This is a genomic window from Castellaniella sp. (genome assembly GCF_004321985.1).
Taxonomy (GTDB): Bacteria; Pseudomonadota; Gammaproteobacteria; order Burkholderiales; family Burkholderiaceae_B; genus Castellaniella.
The window spans coordinates 103,301-123,096 of sequence record NZ_SCQN01000048.1 but is presented as its reverse complement, the minus strand read 5'-3'; the positions used below and the strand labels follow the sequence as shown (position 1 = coordinate 123,096).

Genomic DNA, 19,796 nt, shown 5'->3' with positions numbered 1-19,796 from the left:
TCAAGCATCGGGGTCCCAGATCCCGCCGGCACGATGCGTCGCATGACGCACAGCCTCCGCCAACAAGTCGGGCGAACCCGGCAACACCAGCACCAGGGACCCACGCGCCCGCGTCACTCCGGTATACAACAACTCGCGTGTGAGCAGGGGCCCCGGCCGGTCGGGAAGCACCAGGACCACCTGATCAAATTCGGACCCCTGCGACTTGTGCACCGTCAGCGCGTATACCGTCTCGATCTCCGGAAGCCGTGCCGGGGAAACCCAGCGTACCGGGTTACCTCCCGACCCAGCGAAGGCCACCCGCAACATGTACCGGCCGGCCCGCCGCCGATCAGGCAAGTTCAGCGTGATACCAATGTCGCCGTTGGCCAGCCCCAGACCCGGCTGATTGCGCGTGACCAGAACCGGGCGCCCCGGGTACCAGGGCCCGGCATCCGGGGCGATGCAGCCACGCGCCCGCAGACGAGACTCGATCAGCTGGTTCAGGCCCTGAACCCCCCAGGGCCCGGCGCGCAAGGCGCACAGCACCTGAAAGCGGGCCTGACAGGCCAGGACGGCGCCCGCCCACCGATCCAGCTCCGGCTGCTCGGCACCCGGCGGGGGCCTGGCATCCCGCAAGACGGCAAACCATGACGGATAGCCCGACGGCCCCAGCACACCAGCGTCCTCAAGCCAATCCACTGATCGCTTTCCACCACCGGCCGCCTGAAGCGGCAGGAACCGCAAACCCGGCAATGGATGCTGCAGCAGCCCCGCAACGGCCGCCGTGTCCTGTGCATTCACAGCTGCCGCAAGGCGCCCAATGCCGCTTTCCGAATCGAACCGATGGCTCTGGCGCAGCATCACGACGCCCTGATCCAGCGGCGTGCCATCCACATCCTGCCACTGCACACCAGGCGCCTGACCGCAAAAAGTGCGCAGACGCTCGCAGTGATCAGGCCTGTAGTGACCATCCAACGCACGCGCGCATAGTTCTCCCAGCACCGCGCCCGCCTCGACCGACGCCAACTGGTCGCGGTCTCCCAGCAGGACCAGCCGGGCGTGATCCGGCAGCGCGGCGAGGACGGCATCGGTCATTTCGATATCCATCATGGATGCCTCATCAACGACCAACACATCCAGATCAAGCGGATGCTCGGCGTGATAGGTCAGGCGGCGCGTATCCGGGCGGCTGCCCAGCAGCCGGTGCAGGGTGACAACCTGGGCTGGAACCCGGTCCAGGGCGCTTTGCAAGCCCGCATCGGCGCCCTCCCGAAGATAGCCAAGTGCTCCCGCGATGGATTCATTCAGCCGAGAGGCAGCCTTGCCGGTCGGGGCGGCCAGGCAAATGCGCAGGCCGCGCGAGAGGCCTCGAGCCTGCGCCAGGCCCTGCAAGACGGCCAGCAACTGGACCACGGTCGTCGTCTTGCCCGTGCCTGGTCCACCGGTGATGATGGAAAAACCGTGCAACAACGCGTTGGCGCAGGCGATCTTCTGCCAGTTCGGATCGTCAACGCCACCGCCGGGCGCAAACACCCGATCCAGCCAGCGCCGCGCCAGCGCTGCGTCGCCCGATTCCGCCGTCACGATGGAAAGCCGCCGCGTGATGCCCACGCGAATGCGCGTGGCCGCCCGCCAGTAGCGCGCCAGATACAGCCGGTGGGCGTGCCGCACCAGAGGATCGTCGCCGGTGCCGTCTCCCACGAACGGGGCGAACGCCAGCACCGAGCGGCAAGCATCTTCGTCCGCGGGCAGCCAGGCCGGCCGATCAGGGTCCGTCTCGGCCCGCCAGGCCTCGGGAAGCGCAGTCCGCCAGTGGCGGCAGAGGTCGGCCAAATCCAGGCACGGATGGCCCTGAGCCAGGCGGGCACTGCACAGGACAGCCAGCCGCAGGGCGGCTTCAGGCGCCTGCGGCGCCTGCCGAACCAGGAACCGGCCCAAGGCCAAATCCAGATCGCGCACGCCCTGGGCCGCCGGATAGGCCAGCCACGTGGGCAGCGGCCCGGCGACAGATTCGGCAGATACCCCTTCCACAGGCCCATCACCCACCGCCATTCTCCTCGTGGTTTCCGTCATCTCCGCCCCCGAACAACACATCCAGTGCATCAATCAGGGATTTCGGCGGATGTTGCGCCAGCAGCCCCTGGCCAGGGGTCTCCTGCCCGCGCAGGAACAGATAGACGGCGCCGCCCATATCGCGGTCATAGTCGTAGCCCGGCAGGCGGGCCTTCAACTGGCGGTGCAAGGCCAGTACATACATGAGCATCTGGACGTCGTAACGCGCAGCACACATGGCACGGGCCAGCGCATCCGGACCATACCCGGATACCCGGGAGCCCAGATCATTGGACTTGTAATCGACCAGGTAATATCGATCATCGGCCTGCAGCACCAGATCGATGTAGCCCTTGAACATGCCGTTCAGGTGGGCCGACGCAAGCGGCGGCCGGTCCATCCCCGGGAAGAACTGCGCCGTGATCAGCGCATCCATCCTGGCCACATCCACACCCACCACCGGCAGCCAGAATTCCATCTCGGGCAGGCACGCCTGGACATGATCGAAGCGCAACACCGGACCGTTCGCGAGCGCCAGCCGCCAGTCCGCGCTCGCAAGACCCAGCAGCCATTGGTGCAGCGCGTCGATGTGCATCTCCCAGCCTCGGACCTTGCAGCGGCGCGCAATCAGGTCGCGCGCATCGTCCAGGTGGCGGAACTCACGGCGCCCGGCCCATTCCAGCAGACCATGGAGGAACGTACCCGCTTCGCTGCCGCGCGGAAAATCGCGCAACGGACCCGACAGGTCCTCATCGATGGACGCTTCCGGCACAACGATGGCGGCGGCTGGCGCCAAGCGGTTCTCGCGCAGCACATCCTCAGAGGGCGACTGCGGGGCTGGCCACAAGGCCCGATTGTCGTCATGCGCCGCGTCCGGCCGATGCAAGGCGGAATAGCTGGCGATCCACCAGGGCTGCGCCACCACCGGACCGGCCAGCTGCCGCGCCGGCCCCAACGGTTGCAGCTCGTTTTCCTGAAACCGATGCCATTCGCCGTACCCATCCAACTGGTCCCACGCCACAGATCCCATCGTATTGCCGGCCAGATCCTCCCAAGCAGACCGCAGGTCTTCGCCCAGCACATGACCGATGCCGCTGTCCACCAGCGCCTTCAATGGGCCCAGCACGACCCAGGCGGCATGGCACGCGCGCGTGAGCGCCACATACAGTTTGCGAACTTCTTCCCCCAGACGCTCGAGCGCCTGCTGCCGAATCTGATCGTCATCGGGCTCCATGACCCAGACGGAATGCCCGCCCTGCATGAGGCGGGCCGGGTTTCGGTCGCGGCGCACCGACGGAGCTACGCAGACGAACGGCAGAAAGACCAGCGGATACTCCAGGCCTTTGGATTTATGCACCGTCACCACCCGCACCAGACCCTCGTCGCTTTCGAGCCGAAGCCGGCGCGCATCCTCGTCCGTGGTGGACTGACGCTGTTGATCGAGGAACCGCAACACCGCCTGTTCGCCGTCCAGATGCCCCGATGCCTGCTGGAGAAGTTCGGCAAGATGCAGGCAATCGGTCAACTGGCGTTCGCCATCGGCACCTTCGGCCAGCAGCCGGGCTGCGACGCCGAAATCCTGGAGCAGCGCGCGCAGCATGGGCAGCACGCCGCGCTGGCGCCAGCACCGATGATAGGTCTGAAAGCGCGCGACCTGTTCATCCCAGGCGTTCTCATCCTCGACCAACTCGGCCAGGCGCACCAGCGACAAGCCAAGCAAGGGGGTGGCCAGGGCTGCCCGCACCGCCCGCTCGTCCTCGGGCTGAGCGCAGGCCTGAAGACAGACGAAGAGTTCCAGTGACAGCGGCGAATCGTAGACGGAATCACGCTCCGACAAATAGACGCTGCGCAGGCCAGCCTGGCCCAGCGCCGCGCGGATCTGGCGCGCTTCGGCGTGGCTGTTGACCAGAACGGCGACGTCGGCGGGCCGCACGGCGCGGAAACCATGTTCGACCTCGTCAAACCCGGCCCGACCCGCGCGTCCCAGAGCCAGGATCGACGCAATCCGCCCGGCACACAGAGTGGCAGCCTGCTCGCGGTAACTCCCCACCGCCAGCGCCTCACCAGGCGCCTGCGGCGCCACCCAGATCGCGTTCAGAGCGACGCCGGCACAACCTTCCACCCGCCAGGCATCGCCGCGCCCCTGGGATTGGACGGGCTCGAACGCGATGGTCTCATCCCGCAGACCGGTCAGGAAGGGTGACTCTCCCCGGTGCTGGAAACACCGGTTGACCGCGTCCACCATGGCGTGCGATGCGCGGAAATTCCGGCCCAGAGTATGGACCCGGCTCGCGCAGTCGCGGGCGGCGCGCAGGTAAGTATGGACGTCGGCGCCACGGAAGCCATAGATCGACTGCTTGGGATCGCCGATGAGGATCAGTGCCGTCTCCGGGTCGTTGCGTGCCACATCGTAAATCCGGTCGAAGATCCTGTACTGAAGGGGATCGGTATCCTGAAACTCATCGATCAGCACGATGGGAAACTGGCGGCGCAGGGTCTGTGCGAGGAACCGGCTTCGATCGCCCTCGAGCGCCTGGGCCAGGCTCGTGAGCAGGCCATCGAAACCCATTTGCGCGCTCGACGCCAGCGCCTGCTGCAAGCGCAGGGCCATCCAGCCAGCGGCATGCTGCAGCAAGGGCGCACGGGCCGATGGCAGGTTCGCCAGATCATCCTTCAACCCGGCCAGCGCCGCGCTGAGCGGATGAGCCGGTGCCGGGCCGTCGCCCGACCACCAACCCGCAATGCCTTCCGGTACCAGGCGTTCCCAGCCCGTCTTGAGATCCAAAACTTCCTGGGCCGGATCCGTGGCCCAGCTTTGCAGCGTTCCCACCCATCGCTGGACGTGCGCCGAGTTGTAGTGCTTCAGGCCGCCCCGAATGCTCTCCAGCCAATTCCCAAGCTCGTCAGCGCCCTGTTCCCAAGGCTGCTTCAGGGCTCGCAGTCGCCCGCTGCGGCGAGCAGCCGCCTGCTCGCAGACCTGTGCCAACGGAACGTCCGGCGCAGGCGGTGCCTCCAGCGTCAGCAGCGGCGCCAACTCCAGCAGCTTGCCGGGCTCCGGCCACACGGAAAGGGCCTGCTCCAGCCCGGCAGCATCCAGTGCCGCGACCTGGCTGCGCCAATAGTCCCAGGCGACCTGACGGACCGGTTCACGGAGGTCCGTCTGCAAGTCCTGCTCAAACAGACTTCCGCTGTCGAACGCATGCTCGCGCAGGACACGCGCGCACCAGGCGTGAATGGTAAAGATCGACGCCTCGTCCATGGACTCCGCCGCCAGACCCAGCAAACGGGCGGCGTTTGGCCACTCATGGGGCGGATACTGCGCCCGCAAGCCGGCCAGAAAGACATCGCCACCAGCAGCATCCGGCGCATCAGCGCCCTCTGGCACAGCAAACGCATCCGCCGCCTGCGACAGACGCGCACGAATGCGGTCCCGCAACTCGCGCGCTGCTGCCTCGGTAAAGGTCAGCACCAGAATATCGGCCGGCAGGTGCGCGGGCTGTCCGCCGTGGCCCAGCACCAGCCGGACGTACAGGGCAGCGATGGTCCAGGTTTTTCCGGTACCGGCACTGGCCTCGATCAGGTGGCTGCCATGCAGTTCGAACTGCAGTGGGTCCACAGAATGGATGGTCGGCATCAGCGCTTCCCTCCGGGGGCGCCCGACACCGCTGCGCTCAACGACCCATAAAGGGTCCTCGCCCACTCGAAGAACGAACCACCGGCCACCAGGGACTCGAAGTCCGGATAACAGCGTCTGAGATAGAGATCGTCGCTCAGACGCGTCTCGTAGGCGTCCCGAATCGGTGCCCAGCCCTTGTCCTCCGGCCCGGAAGGCTCTCCCGTGCGCAGCCACAGGCTGGCGGCGTGCGCCTCGACCGGCAGAGCGCTGCAAAGGCCCAGACGCCAGGCGGACCACAGGTCGGACCACAGTGATTGCCAGGTCTGCCCTTTACCGGGTGGATCCGCCGCTGCCCAGGTCACCCGTCCCTTTGGGCTGATGAGCATGGTCGTGACCGGGCGCCCGTGAGCATGGGCACAGACGTGCTCCAGCCAGGCGCCCAGCATGGGGGTGAGGCGATAGTGACCCTTTTGATCCACCAGATCGCTGGCGACCAGACGGATCCGACCCCAGTCTCCCGTCGAATTGCGGCGCCAGCCCGACAGCGTGTCGGCAAAGACGAGTTCAGGTTCGCCCGGTGCCAAAGGCAGGCAGCTCTCCACCCGGAGTGCCTGGTCCACCACCTGCGGCCAATCAGCGCATGCCTGGGAAAAGCCTGCCAGCGGCTCCTCCAGCACCTCGCGCAGCCGGCGGATGGCACGATCACCCAGCGGTCCCTCCAGAAGATCGCCTTGACGCTGCAGGCGGTCCAGATCCTGGTCCAGCACTGCGGACACGTCGGCTGCACCCATAGCACCAGGCGAGCGCTGCACGCCGTCCAGCAGCGTCTGCCGGATCTTCCATTCCTGCAGACCATCCAGGGAATAGGGCTCGGATTCATCGGTGAGCGACGCATCCATCTCGAACCGGACCCGCAGGCGTTGCTGCAGAAATGCCTTGACCGGATGACGCAGGAACCGCGTCAGGACGGCCAAATCCAGTGACGACTCCGACGGCCGGGGCTCCAGCTCAGTCACCCCCGAGACAGCCGGCGCTTGCCGGTCGCGCCATTCTGCCGCATAGGTGAAGAGCGCCTGCGGGCCTGACGCCGTGCCCGCCTCGAAATAACGGCGGCTGAAGGGCTGCAGCGGATGTACGCACGTCAGGGCCTGCGACACCGCGCCGCCTGTCCGACATCGCCAACCGCCATCCAGGTGCTCCATGAGCTGCGACACCAGCACCGATGGCGCTTGTTCGGCATTATCGTGAATGTCACGACCCACCCAGGACACGTAGAACTGGTCTCGGGCCGACAGCAGCGCCTCCAGAAACAAGTACCGGTCATCCTCCCGGCGGGAGCGATCTCCGGCCCGCGGATGGCTCGCCATCAGATCGAAATCCGCTGGAACCCGCGTTCTCGGGAAGGCGCCGTCCTGCAGGCCCAGCAGGCAGACGCGGCGAAATGGAACCGCTCGCATGGGCATGAGGGTCGCAAACGTCACGGCACCGGCAAAGAACCGCTGCGACAGGCCCTGCTGGTCAAGCAGGCCCAGACAATGTTCGGCCACGATGCTCAGCGGCAGCGCCTCTACCAGTCCTGTCTGTTCGCAGACCTGTAGCCAATCCTGCAGGCATTCGCGAAAGCGCAGCAGGGTATGGGCGTCTTCGTCGGCCACGGGGCTGAAGAAATCGTTCAACAGCGCCTGGAAACGGGCCACCCAGGCATCCGGTGGCGCCGGCTCGCGCAACAGTTCCCAATAATGGCCGATGCGTTCGACGAGATGCGCCAGCGACCCCAGCGCAACCGCCTGCAGACCGCCCGGCTCGTCGTAAGGCGCAATGTCCCGCCAGGGGCCCGCATCCGGACCCACCGCGTAACCCAGCAGCATGCGCTCCAGACCGAAGGCCCAGGTATAGCGATGCGCGGCGGAAGGCGCCTGTCCCAAGCCGAAGCCCGCCCGCTGCTGCGCGTCCAGACCCCAGCGGACGTTGGACTCACGCGCCCACCGCTGCAACAGCGGCAGATCCTCGGCATCGATCCCGAACCGGTTGCGCAGCGCCGGTACATCCAGCCACTCCAGAACCTCCTCCAAGCCCAGCCGCAGGCGCGGCAGCGACAGCAGCTGTTCGAGCACGATGACCAACGGGTCGGCATGACGCTGCCCGCGATCGGCCAATGCAAAAGGAATATGGCGCCAGTCCTGACTATCATGCAGGCCGAAGACGGCCTGGACATGCGGGGCGTAGGCCTCGATATCCGGCACCATCACGATCACATCGCGCGGTTGCAGGCTCGGGTCTGCCGCGAAACCGGCCAATAACTGATCGTGCAGAATCTCCACCTCGCGCTGGGCGCTGTGCGCAACGTGAAAGCGCACCGAAGCATCGCCCAGAGGGTCGACCTCCGGCCAGCGCTCCCGCGTTTCGGTCAATGGCCGAAGGTCGCGGATGTCGTCCTGAATTTGCTCGAGCAGTGTGGCGCCCGGCAAGGCTTCGAATGAATCGATGCGGTGATGCAGCGCTGCCAGCGCCTGCCCGCTGCGCACGCGCGGTCCGGGATCATCAAAATCGTCCAGCAGGCGGATGAAATCCCTTCCCTGCCGCCCCCAGGAAGCGAGCAGCGGCTGGGTCTGCTGGTGCAGAGTGGCCTCGTCAGGGATCTGCGGCAGCCCTGGCCGGCGCTGCTGACGGCGAAACCGCGCGCGCAACACGTCACGTCCCCCCTGGATGTCCGCCCAATAATGGGCACACGGGTTGTTCACGCACATCAGGATCTGCACCCAACGTGCCAGCGCAGCCAGGGCTTCCAGCGTCTGGCGCGGCATGGACGAGATGCCGAATACCAGCACGCGGCGCGGCAGCCCCACCGGTCGCTCCCCATCGGGGAGCGACCGCGCGCGGGCCATGAATGCCTCGTGGATGGCGGCCCGGCCCTGTGGGGCATCCGACGAGCCCAGATCGTCGAGCAGCGCACGCCACAGCCCAGCCTGCCAGAGACTCTCCGCATCCAGGGGTTGCGCGTCACCGGCAGCATCTGGCAGCACGGCGTGACCCTGGCTCCAGGCCTGCAGCCAATCGGCACGATAGACCTGGTACTGATCGAACAAATCGGCCAGCCGCCCCGCCAACTGGTAGCGTTTGCGGGTGCCCTCGTCATCCGACAGGAACCGCTGCAGCGGCTCATATCCCGGCTGGTCCGCCAGGCCGGGCAGCAACCGCATCAGGCGCCAGGTGAGCGGCTCTTTGTCGAGCGGGGAGTCGGCCGGAACGAACGCATCGCCCAGGACCGCCCGATAGGCCTGCCACATGAAACGCGACGGCAGCAGAAATTCAAGCGCCGCAGCGACCCCATAACCCGTTTCAGTTTCCGCCAACGCCAGACGCAACCATTGGGCAATCCCATTGCTATGCACCAGCAGGCATTCGTTTTCCAGCGGATCCAGAGGGTTGCTGCGCAGCCACGCAACGAGCACATCGCGCAACTGCTCCGCGCGATTACCATGCACCAGCATCAGTCCGGGCTGCAAGTCCACTCCATTCCTCCGTGTGCCGCCAGCCACGCCCTGGCCGACTGTGTCCACCAACTCGAATATCAGTGTCCGATCCGTCCTGAATGATAGAGCCTTTCAGCCCGGAAACTGGCCTGTATAGGGCCAAAAATACGCTACGGCGGTGGATTGAGGGTATCCTAAAGGAGCCACCCATCTGGTTTCTTTTGCAGGATCCGGTTACCAATGAATGATGTCGCTGCGCCCGCGCCACGCGCGCTGTACGAAAAGGCGGAAACGCTCCAGGAAATTCAGACGAATCTGGGCGACATCCAGGCGCGCATCCAGGCGGCCTGCACACGCGTCGGACGGAATCAGTCAGAGGTCCGCCTGCTGCCCGTGAGCAAGACCGTGGACGAAGCGCGCATCCGCATGGCCTATCAGGCCGGCTGCCGGCTGCTGGGCGAGAACAAGGTCCAGGAAGCCTATGGAAAATGGGAAACCCTGTCGGACCTCGGCGACCTGCAGTGGGCCATCATTGGCCATCTGCAGACCAACAAGGCCAAGTTCGTGGCCCGCTTCGCGCACGAATTTCAGGCGCTGGACAACCTGCGCGTGGCCGAGGCCCTGGACCGGCATCTTCAGGCGGAAGGCCGCAGTCTGGATGTCTTCGTGCAGGTCAACACGTCGCACGAAGACAGCAAGTTCGGTCTGCAACCAGCCGACGTACTGGCGTTCGCGAAAGCGCTCCCGGGATACGGTGCACTGCGTGTGCGCGGACTGATGACGCTGGCACTGTTTGCAACTGACCAGGCCCAGGTCCGGCCCTGCTTCGTCCGGCTGCGCGAACTTCGCGACATGCTGCGCCAGGACGCGCCACAGGGTGCAGCCTTCGCCGAGCTGTCCATGGGCATGTCAGGGGATTTCGAATGGGCGATCGAAGAAGGCGCCACCACGGTGCGGGTGGGCCAGGCGATCTTCGGTTCGCGCAAGCTGCCGGACAGTTATTACTGGCCGGAAGGCCACAAAGCCTGATCGGGCCGCCGCGCAATGACCGCCCACCCGGCCACCAAGGACCGCCTCGCCCGTACCTGGGTAGCCATCGTGCTGTGCGCGCTGCTGGCGGCTTGTGCCGGGCCTGGCAGCCGGGAGCGGCAGACCGCTGAACGCAACCCCCAGATCAACCCGGCACAACGCACGGAAGTCGTCATGACTGCACTCAGCCTGCTGGAGACGCGCTATCGGTACGGCGGCTCCCGCTTCCAGCAGGGATTCGACTGCAGCGGCCTGGTGAGATATGTATTCGGCACCGCCACCGACACACCGTTGCCGCACAACACGGAACAGATCGCCCACCTCAGTCGGCCGGTCCCACGCGGCCAATTGCAACCGGGCGATCTGGTGTTCTTCAACACGACGGGCCAGCCGAATTCCCACATGGGAATCTACCTGGGCGACAACCGTTTCATCAATGCGCCATCAACGGGTGGCCAGGTCAGGATCGACAGCCTGGCTAGCCCCTACTACCGGCGGCACTTCGAATCAGTTGGCACGCTGTTCGCCCGCTGACCGGTGAGCGGTCTGGCGATCGGCAAGCTGCTGCCGCTGCTCGGGGGTGAGCACGGCGCGGATCTGGGCCTGGGTCTGTGCGCGCAGCAACGCGAGCTGCGCATCGGCCTGACCCATGGCTTGCGCCGCCTCTTGTGCCTTTGCCTGATCGAAGGAATCGGCCGTGGTCAGCTCGTGCAGGGATTTTCGGGCAGCCCGAAGCGCTTTGTGCTGGTCGTAGAAGGCCTGGGCCTGGTCATGGCGGATCTTGAAGACCTGATCCTGCTGAGCCTGGGTCAGATTCAGACCGCGCAGCATGGGGCCGCCCCAGCTGTCCTGCATGCCGTGACCGCGATGCATCTTCTGGTGGTGGCGCGGCGAATCGTGGTCAGATGGCCCATCGGTGGCCGCTGTCGCGACCATGGGAGCAGCGGCCATTGCGGCGACCAGAGCCAGCGTGGAGTAGGTGCGTGAGAAAGTGGAGGCCATGTCGTTCGTCCTATCGTGGTGCGGCATCCCATCGAAGCCGCGATGGGTACAGATTAGGAGCGAACTGCGGCGCAAGCATGGACGAATTGTGCAGGTTTCATGAAGATTCGTCAGCATCCGCCAGCAAGTCGAGCCGATAACCCACGCCGTACACCGACCGGATCAGGTCGCCGCCCGGCCGCACCTGCGCGAGCTTGCGGCGCAGGTTCTTGACATGGCTGTCCACGGCCCGGTCCGTCACCACCCGGTGGTCATCGTACAGTCCATCGAGCACCTGGTCGCGAGAGAAAATGCGCCCCGGATGGCTCGCCAGCAGCGCCAGCAGCCGAAATTCGACCGGCGTCAGATCCAGCCCCACCCCATCCAGCCGAGCCAGGTAGGCTGACGGCTCGATCTCCAGCCCCACTGCCTCACAGGCGCTCGCAGGTTCGCGATGCGCCTGACTGCGACGCAGCACGGCCTTGACACGCGCCACGACCTCGCGCGGACTGTAAGGTTTGCAGATATAGTCGTCGGCCCCCAGCTCCAGTCCCAGGAGCCGGTCGATTTCCTCGGTCCGGGCCGTCACCATGATGATGGGAATGGGGGCGTAAGCACGAATGTCCCGGCAGACGTCCAGCCCATCGCGCCCCGGCAGCATCAGGTCGAGCAGCACCAGATCGGGCGTCGCGTGCTCCACGCTGGCCATGACCTTGAGACCGTCTGCCACGCACTCGACTTCAAAACCAGCCGCCTCCAGGTAGGTCCGCAGGATCTCGGCCAGCTTGGGTTCGTCTTCGACCACCAGAATGCGCATGAGTCACTCCTCGGCCGGCGCAAAGACCGGCCATTCCACCCGAATCGACACGCCGCCCAGATCGGATCCCAGCGCCCTGATCTGGGCGCCATGGGCTTGTGCAATGTGGCGGCAGATGGCCAACCCCAGCCCTGCCCCTCCAAATTCCCGGCTGCGCGAAGCCTCTGCACGATACAGCCTGTCGAAAAGCCGTGGCAACTGATCCGGGGCCACCCCGGGCGCGCTGTCGGCGACCTCCAGCATCAGCCCTGGGCCGGAGCGGCAGACACGCACCCGCACCTGACCGGGCGCATCGGTGTAGCGCAGGCTGTTTTCCAGTACGTTGGACAGAAGCTGCGACAGACGGCGCTCGTCGCCCTGGATCACCAGACCGGGTTCGAGCTGCGTGGTGATCGCCAAGCCCCGGCGGACAAAGCGTTCGCGCACGGTATCGACAGCCTGCGCCACGATCCGGGACAGGTCCACCGCCTGCATGTGATAGTTCAGCGCGCCAGCATCCGCCAGCGAGAGCTCGTAGAGGTCATCGATCAGGTTGCTTAATTGCCGCACCTCGTGCGCCAGGGACGCGAGTGCACCAGCATCCAGCGGGCGCAGGCCGTCCTCCAGGGCCTCGATCTCGCCTCGCAACACCGCCAGCGGCGTGCGAAGTTCATGCGAGACATCGGCCATCCATTCACGGCGCAGGCGCTCGTTGCGCGCCAGACTGTGCGCCAGCCGGTTGAAGTCCAGCGCGAGCCGCCCCAGTTCATCGCGGGCGCCGATCTGCACCCGCGTGGCATAGTCACCGCTGGCCAGTCGGTGCGTCGCCAGCGCGATCCGCCGCACCGGGACCAACAGCACGCGGGCCAGCCATAGACTGACCAGCACGGCCAGCAGCACCGAAAGGCCGACAATGACCCACGTAGCACGCAGCTGACGCGCCTGGAACTCGCGGTCGATCTCGTCGTTGATCACCATGGGAGCCAGCGGTGGGCTGAGCAACCAGCCCACCGTCTGGTTGGCAACCCTCACGGGGTAGCGCCGCCAATCCGGTCCGGGACGCAGGCGCGGCCCCGCGAGCCAGTGCTGATCCACGTCCACCAGCATGACCCGGAACGGGGGCAGCCGGGGCACGGCGCCCTGCGGCCCGGACACCTCGCGGCGCGACAGCCGCAAGCTGCGCCACCAGCGGTTATGATCCACCTGCAGGAACTGCCAGCCACCCGATTCAGCATAGTCGATCGCCAGCGCCTGGGCCAGATCATCCAGCCGCTGGTGCTCACGCTCCTGGATGTAGTCGTCGAAGCCACTGTCGAAGCTGTAGCGCACGGCGCCGCCCATGGCCAACGCGACGACGATGCTGGTCGCGAGCAGGGCCAGAAACAACTTGAATGTGATGCTCGTTCGCACGTATTCTTCCCAACCATGGAAACCCGCCCAACCTCGACCGTCATTTCAGTCACCGAGCTGAGCAAGACCTACGCCGGCGGCCACCAGGCCCTGGATCGCGTCAGCCTGGACATCCGATCCGGAGAGATTTTCGCACTGCTGGGACCCAACGGGGCCGGCAAGACGACACTCATCAGCATTATCTGCGGCCTGGTCAACCCCGGTCCGGGCCAGGTGACCGTCGGCGGACACGATATCGTACGCGACTACCGCGCCGCCCGCGCCATGATCGGTCTGGTGCCGCAAGAACTGACCAGCGATGCCTTCGAAACCGTCTGGAACACGGTGCGGTTCACGCGGGGGCTGTTCGGCAAAGCGCCGGATCCAGCCTGCCTGGAACGCATTCTGCGCGCGCTGTCACTGTGGGACAAGCGCGACAGCAAGCTCATCACGCTATCGGGCGGCATGAAGCGGCGCGTCATGATCGCCAAGGCGCTGTCGCATGAACCACCCATCCTGTTCCTGGACGAACCCACGGCCGGCGTGGACGTGACGCTGCGCAAGGACATGTGGAATCTGGTGCGGTCGCTGCGCGCCACGGGCGTCACCATCATCCTCACCACCCATTACATCGAAGAAGCCGAAGAAATGGCCGACCGCATCGGCATCATCAACAATGGCCGGCTACTGTTGGTCGAGGAAAAGGCACAGCTCATGCAGCGGCTGGGACAAAAGCAGCTCATCGTCCACCTGCGCGACGCACTGGCGCAAGTCCCCGCCGCGTTGGATCGATGGGGGCTGGAGCTGACACACGAGGGGCGCGCCCTGCATTACCGCTACCCCAGCACCCAGGCGGGCGCAGACATCCCGGACCTGATGGCCGACCTGCGGACGGCCCACCTGACCGTGGAGGACGTGGAAACCGAACAACGCAGCCTGGAAGAAATCTTCGTCAACCTGACCGGAGGTGAGGCATGAACCTGCGGGCCATCGGCGCCATCTATCGTTACGAGATGGCGCGTACCGGACGCACGCTGATGCAAAGTATCGTCGCGCCGGTCATCTCGACCTCGCTCTACTTCGTGGTGTTTGGCACGGCCATCGGATCGCGCATCCAGAGCGTGGGTCACGTCAGTTACGGCGCCTTCATCGTGCCCGGGCTCATCATGCTGTCGCTGCTCACGCACAGCATCTCGAATGCGTCCTTTGGCATCTACTTCCCCAAGTTCACGCGCACGATCTACGAGATCATGTCAGCCCCCGTGTCTTATCTGGAGATCCTGCTGGGCTATGTGGGTGCCGCCGCCAGCAAATCCATTCTGCTGGGGCTCATCATCCTGGCGACCGCCGCACTGTTCGTGCCGTTGCAGATCGACCATCCGCTGGCCATGCTGGGGTTCATGGTGCTGACTTCATTCACCTTCAGCCTGCTGGGCTTCATCATCGGAATCTGGGCCGACAATTTCGAAAAGCTGCAGTTCGTGCCGCTGCTGATCGTGACGCCGCTGACGTTTCTGGGCGGAAGCTTCTACTCTATCGACATGCTGCCGCCGTTCTGGCAGACGGTCACCCTGTTCAACCCCGTGGTATATCTGATCAGCGGATTTCGCTGGAGCTTCTACGGGCTGGCCGATGTAAGCGTATGGCTGAGCCTGGGCATGACTGCGCTGTTTCTGCTGGCGTGCCTGGCGATCATCGCCTGGATCTTCAGGACCGGATACCGGCTGCGGCCCTGAAGGGCCAGGGCACGCTTCACGCCATGCGGTCCAGAGCCTTGGCCAGGGTATCGACCGTATGCTGAACGTTGTGCAGCTTGTCCAGGCCGAACAGACCGATCCGGAACGTCTTGAAGCCTTGCGGTTCGTCGCAGGCCAGAGGCACGCCGGCTGCGGCCTGCACCCCCACCTGGGCAAACTTGCTGGTGGTGTGAATGCCTTCGTCCGACGTATAGCTCACTACCACGCCCGGCGCCTCGAACCCCGGGGCGGCCACGCTCTTGAATCCCCGCCGGCGCAGCAGCTTGCGTACGTCGTCGCCCAGTTGCTGCTGCTCGTCGCGGACGCGGTCAAAACCATACCGTTCGGTTTCGGCCATGACATCCCGCAAAATGATCAGCGAGTCCGTGGGCAGCGTCGTGTAATAGGCATGGCCGCCCTTTTCGTAGGCTTCCATCACCCCCAACCACTTCCGCAGGTCGCAGGCAAAGCTGGTGCTCTGTGTCGATTCGATACGCTTGCGGGCCTCTTCGCCCAGCATGACCAGGCCGCAGCAGGCGGATGAGGTCCAGCCTTTCTGTGGCGCCGAGATCAGGATGTCTACGTGCACGTTGCGCATGTCGACCCAGATCGTGCCCGATGCGATGCAATCCAGCACGAACAAGCCACCTACGGCATGTACCGCATCAGCGACCGCGCGGATATAGTCATCCGGCAGACGGATTCCGGAAGCCGTTTCCACGTGCGCCGCGAAAACCACATCGGGCTTGAACTCGCGCACGGCAGCCACCACCTCGTCGACGGGTGGCGGCGCAAAAAAGGGTTGATTGCCGGCCTCGATGGGGCGGGCTTTCAGGACCCGCGAGTCGGAGGGGATATTGCCAACCTCGAAGATCTGCGTCCAGCGATAGCTGAACCAGCCATTGCGGATCACCAGCGCCCGCTTGCCGCTGGCGAACTGGCGCGCCACAGCCTCCATGCCAAAGGTACCGCTGCCCGGCACCACGATCGCGGAATGAGCCCCGTAAACCGTCTTCAAGGTGCGCGAGATATCGCGCATCACGCCCTGGAAGGCCTGGGACATATGGTTCAGCGCCCGGTCGGTGTAGACCACCGAATACTCGAGCAGCCCCTCGGGGTCCACATTGGGTAGCAATCCTGGCATGAGCCTCTCCGTCAAAAGCAAAAGAATAGGCCGATTGTAGACCGATGTTGGGCATATGGCCGCGCGTACTGGCCAGTACAATGGCAGCTTTCCGTCGGCCATCGCGACACGAGGAAAGACCATGGAATCATCTTCGACGACCGATCCCGTCGCCGAACCGGACGAAGCACCCGCAGCCCTCCCACCCCACTTGTTGCGCCGCGAACCGATTCTGGACCAGCACCAGGGCCTGGCGGGCTACCGGCTGCGTGTACTGTGGGCCGGCACGGAGCAAACAGGCCGGGACCCGGGTGCAGCCGTGATGTCCGCTTGCCGGCGCCACGGGGTCAATGCCTGCCTGGCCTACGTGCCCCACTGGCTGGATGGCACGCCCGCACTGCTGAAAAGCACTTTTGCCGTCACGCTGCCGCGCCACCGGACCTACGTCGAATTTCCGGATGGTGCCGAGACCACGCCCGAGACCATCCAGACGTTACAAGGCCTGGCCCACGGCGGCCTGCAGTTCTCCATCCGAGGCGATCTGGCTGCTCAGACCGAATACTCGGCCTTGCTGCCCTTCTGCAAAGTCGTGGCCTTCGACCCGACTCGCAGTTCCAAGGCCGAGATCTTCCGCCAGAGCTTCCAGCACAAACAGGCAAAGCGCCTGCTCATGGCCACCGGAGCGCCTGACAAGGCAGCGCTGGACAATTTCCTGCTGCTGGGCTTCACCCTGTTCGAGGGGCGCCAGTCGGCTGTCCCCGCGCCGAGAACCACCCTCACCCCGCGCCAGAAAACGCTGCTGCGCCTGGTGACGCTCATCCTGGGCGGCGGGGAAATCCCTGAGATCCAGGCCAGCCTGGAGCGGGACACCGAGCTGGTGAAAACACTGCTCGACATGGTGAACACCCCAGCCTACGGCCTGAGCCAGGAAGTCGAATCGCTAAGCCAGGCCATCATGCTGCTGGGCCGCCGCCAGCTTCAGCGCTGGATCCAGATGTTGATGTACACCGAATCCGGCCGGCCTGCGGGGTTCCTGTCACCCACGCTCATCCAGGCCAGCGCCCGGGCGCACCTGATGGAGGCACTCTCCACGCTGCGCCATCCCGAGCAAACCGTCCGCGCAGAGGCCGCCTTCACCACGGGTATCCTGTCGCCCATGGACCAGATCTTCCACAACACCATGCAGGATCTGTTGTCCGACGTCGAGCTCGACGTGCCGATTCGCCAGGCGCTGCTCCAGCGTGAAGGCGAGCTTGGCCAGGAACTGCGGCTGGCCACTCTGATCTTCCCGTCGAACGGCGACGCCATCGAGGACCTCGCCCCCCTGCTCGCCGCGCTGGAGCTGGAGCCCGACGCGCTCGACCCCCTCATACAGAACGCGTTCGTCTGGGCGCATGGCGTCACGCGCGCCGCACCATGATCTCGACCACCCACTCCCTGCGAGGATTAGCCAGCAGCTGGCTGCGGCCTTCGTCGGTCTCGGCGGGTTTCATTGCGGTGCTGGTGGGCTACACCAGCTCGGTGGCGATCATCTTTCAGGCCGCCAGCGCCGCAGGCGCCAACGGCACGCAACTGGCATCATGGATGTGGGCGCTGGGAGTGGGCATGGGGATCACCTGTGTCACCCTGTCCCTGGTCTGGCGCGCGCCGGTGCTCACCGCCTGGTCCACACCCGGTGCCGCATTGCTGGCGACCAGCCTCGGCAACGTGGGCCTGACGCACGCCATCGGAATCTTCATCGTCAGCTCGGCCTTGATCGTACTCTGTGGCGTCACCGGATGGTTCCAGAAGATCATGGACTGGGTACCACGCCACCTGGCTTCGGCGATGCTGGCGGGCATCCTGCTGCGCTTCGGCATGGATCTGTTTTCCTCCATGCATGGCCAGCCGGTCCTGGTCATCGCCATGTTCGCCACCTTCCTGGCGGCCCGCCGGCTGTTGCCCCGCTACAGTGTCCCGCTCGCGCTACTGGTCGGCATCATCTGCGCGTTGCTGCAAGGCACCCTGTCGCTGAGCGGGCTTGACTGGACCCCCGCACACCCGGTCTGGATGACGCCCTCATTCTCCCTCTCGTCCGTGATCGGTGTCGCGCTGCCGCTCTTCATCGTCACGATGACCTCGCAGAACATCCCCGGGCTGGCGGTGCTGCGTGCCAATGGCTACGCCCGGGTGCCCGCCTCACCGCTGATCTCCTGGACCGGGCTCACCGGAATCGTGCTTGCGCCCTTCGGCGGCTTCGCCTTCAATCTGGCCGCCATCACGGCCGCCATCTGCATGAGCCCGGACGCAGACCCCGACGCCGCCCAGCGCTACAAGGCATCGGTGTGGGCCGGTGTGTTCTACTTCATCACCGGGATCTTCGGTGCGACGGTAGTGGCGCTGTTTTCGGCCTTTCCGCACGAACTGGTCGCCGCCATTGCCGGGCTGGCGCTGCTGGGTACCCTGAGCAGCAGCATTCACGATTCACTGCGGGCCCCCAAACACCGCGACGCCGCACTGGTGACGTTCCTTGCAACGGCCTCCGGCATGACGCTGCTGGGCATCGGCAGCGCGTTCTGGGGGTTGGTGCTGGGCGGTGTATGCCACTTCGTGCTGCGGCGCAAGACCTGATCTCCTATGCTCGATATCCTGGCCATCATCGCCCCCCTCTTCGTCGCCATGGCGGCCGGCTTCGTGGCCGTCCGGATGGGCGCCTACAACAAGGCCGACATCCGGGTGCTGGGCCGCTTCGTCATCCAGCTGGCATTGCCAGCTTTGCTCTTCAAGGCGCTGTCCGAGCGATCGTTTGGCGAAATCATCAATCTGGACTATCTGGGCGCCTATGCGCTGGGGTCATTGATCACCTTTGCCATCGCAGCAGCTGGCGCACGTTTTCTGAAGGGGGTCTCGAGGCCCGCGCTGGGCCTCATCGCGCTTGGGGCCTCCACATCCAACAGCGGCTTCATCGGGTTTCCGCTGGTGGTGCAGTTTCTGGGCCCCAAGGCGACCATTGCGATCGCGCTATGCATGCTGGTCGAAAATCTCGTAATGATGCCACTGGGAATCGCCCTGGCCGAATCCAGCCACCAGGACGGCCACAGCCGCATACGGACACTGCTCACCCTCTTTTCAGGGCTGCTGCGCAATCCATTGATCATCGCCATCCTGGCCGGATTCACCTGCTCCCTGCTGCAAATCCACTTTCCTGCACCGGTCACGCGCGTCATCGACATGTTCGCCCTGGCCTCTGGCGCGGTGGCGCTGTTCGTCATCGGCGGCACCCTGGTTGGCCTGCGGCCAGGCGGCGACCTGCCGCGCGTCCTCTGGGTCTGTTCTGGCAAGCTCATCATTCACCCGCTGGCCGTCACGGCCATGATGATGCTGTTCGCGCCCATCGATCCCGTCCTTCGCACGGCGGGGATCGTCGTCGCATCCGTCCCCATGCTGAGCATCTTCCCTATCCTCGCGCAAAAATACGATGAGCAGTCTTGGTGCGCCTCCGGTCTGCTCATCGCTACCATCGCGTCCTTTGCAACCCTGACGATCGTCATGTGGATGACTGGCGCTCCATGAATTACAGGCTCGGCCATGACAAACGGCCAGGCCGCCGCCATACTGGAGTTTTTTGGTATCGTCTGAT

The 19,796-nt window shown here is 65.2% G+C and carries 14 protein-coding genes; 7 read left to right on the top strand and 7 right to left on the bottom strand.

Annotated elements, in window-relative coordinates; all coding sequences use genetic code 11:
- The 3 genes from recD to recC are packed head-to-tail and all read right to left on the bottom strand — an operon-like array spanning position 1 to position 9,162.
- Positions 1-2,055, bottom strand: a complete 2,055-nt coding sequence (gene recD / locus EPN31_RS13545; RefSeq protein ID WP_291774099.1) for an exodeoxyribonuclease V subunit alpha — start codon at positions 2,053-2,055, stop codon at positions 1-3.
- Positions 2,021-5,668, bottom strand: a complete 3,648-nt coding sequence (recB, locus tag EPN31_RS13540) for an exodeoxyribonuclease V subunit beta (protein ID WP_291774097.1) — start codon at positions 5,666-5,668, stop codon at positions 2,021-2,023. The genes recD and recB overlap by 35 nt, the downstream gene beginning before the upstream one ends.
- Positions 5,668-9,162 carry an exodeoxyribonuclease V subunit gamma gene (gene recC / locus EPN31_RS13535; RefSeq protein ID WP_291774095.1) on the bottom strand — a complete coding sequence of 1,165 codons (3,495 nt, stop codon included), beginning with the start codon at positions 9,160-9,162 and terminating at the stop codon, positions 5,668-5,670. Before recC ends, recB begins: the two co-directional genes overlap by 1 nt.
- A gap of 201 nt (positions 9,163-9,363) precedes the next feature.
- Between recC and EPN31_RS13530 the strand changes: the two genes are divergently transcribed.
- Together EPN31_RS13530 and EPN31_RS13525 are read left to right on the top strand one after the other, a co-directional pair.
- Positions 9,364-10,152 (top strand): YggS family pyridoxal phosphate-dependent enzyme, encoded by a 789-nt coding sequence (locus tag EPN31_RS13530; protein ID WP_291774093.1) that lies wholly within the window; start codon positions 9,364-9,366, stop codon positions 10,150-10,152.
- Positions 10,153-10,167: 15 nt separating this feature from the next.
- Positions 10,168-10,686 (top strand): C40 family peptidase, encoded by a 519-nt coding sequence (locus tag EPN31_RS13525; RefSeq protein ID WP_291774090.1) that lies wholly within the window; start codon positions 10,168-10,170, stop codon positions 10,684-10,686.
- On the opposite strand, the gene EPN31_RS13520 is transcribed toward EPN31_RS13525, so the two are convergent.
- The 3 genes from EPN31_RS13520 to EPN31_RS13510 all read right to left on the bottom strand — a co-directional run bounded on the left by EPN31_RS13520 (position 10,660) and on the right by EPN31_RS13510 (position 13,339).
- Positions 10,660-11,154 carry a Spy/CpxP family protein refolding chaperone gene (locus EPN31_RS13520; RefSeq protein WP_291774087.1) on the bottom strand — a complete coding sequence of 165 codons (495 nt, stop codon included), beginning with the start codon at positions 11,152-11,154 and terminating at the stop codon, positions 10,660-10,662. The two genes, EPN31_RS13525 and EPN31_RS13520, sit on opposite strands and share 27 nt — an antisense overlap.
- Before the next feature lie 97 nt (positions 11,155-11,251).
- Entirely contained in the window at positions 11,252-11,950 is a 699-nt protein-coding gene (locus EPN31_RS13515) for a response regulator (RefSeq protein ID WP_291774084.1), read from the bottom strand.
- Positions 11,951-11,953: 3 nt separating this feature from the next.
- Positions 11,954-13,339 carry an ATP-binding protein gene (locus EPN31_RS13510; protein WP_291774082.1) on the bottom strand — a complete coding sequence of 462 codons (1,386 nt, stop codon included), beginning with the start codon at positions 13,337-13,339 and terminating at the stop codon, positions 11,954-11,956.
- A 15-nt stretch (positions 13,340-13,354) separates the two neighbouring features.
- Between EPN31_RS13510 and EPN31_RS13505 the strand changes: the two genes are divergently transcribed.
- On the top strand, positions 13,355-14,296 hold the full coding sequence (locus EPN31_RS13505; protein WP_291774080.1) for an ABC transporter ATP-binding protein: 942 nt from the start codon (positions 13,355-13,357) through the stop codon (positions 14,294-14,296).
- Complete coding sequence (locus EPN31_RS13500) at positions 14,293-15,054, top strand: ABC transporter permease (RefSeq protein WP_291774078.1); 762 nt, start codon at positions 14,293-14,295, stop codon at positions 15,052-15,054. Before EPN31_RS13505 ends, EPN31_RS13500 begins: the two co-directional genes overlap by 4 nt.
- Positions 15,055-15,070: 16 nt before the next feature.
- Here EPN31_RS13500 and EPN31_RS13495 read toward each other — a convergent pair whose 3' ends face one another.
- Complete coding sequence (locus EPN31_RS13495) at positions 15,071-16,198, bottom strand: aminotransferase class V-fold PLP-dependent enzyme (RefSeq protein ID WP_291774076.1); 1,128 nt, start codon at positions 16,196-16,198, stop codon at positions 15,071-15,073.
- Between the two features lie 121 nt (positions 16,199-16,319).
- Here EPN31_RS13495 and EPN31_RS13490 point away from each other — a divergent pair, with 121 nt between their 5' ends.
- Genes EPN31_RS13490 through EPN31_RS13480 form a run of 3 tightly spaced genes read left to right on the top strand, consistent with a single transcriptional unit; the run spans position 16,320 to position 19,729 of the window.
- The gene (locus EPN31_RS13490; RefSeq protein ID WP_291774074.1) at positions 16,320-17,597 is read left to right on the top strand and encodes an EAL and HDOD domain-containing protein; all 1,278 of its coding nucleotides are present in this window, start codon (positions 16,320-16,322) and stop codon (positions 17,595-17,597) included.
- The gene (locus EPN31_RS13485) at positions 17,594-18,787 is read left to right on the top strand and encodes a benzoate/H(+) symporter BenE family transporter (RefSeq protein ID WP_291774072.1); all 1,194 of its coding nucleotides are present in this window, start codon (positions 17,594-17,596) and stop codon (positions 18,785-18,787) included. The genes EPN31_RS13490 and EPN31_RS13485 overlap by 4 nt, the downstream gene beginning before the upstream one ends.
- 6 nt (positions 18,788-18,793) lie before the next feature.
- Positions 18,794-19,729 carry an AEC family transporter gene (locus tag EPN31_RS13480; RefSeq protein WP_291774070.1) on the top strand — a complete coding sequence of 312 codons (936 nt, stop codon included), beginning with the start codon at positions 18,794-18,796 and terminating at the stop codon, positions 19,727-19,729.
- Positions 19,730-19,796: the final 67 nt, after the last annotated feature.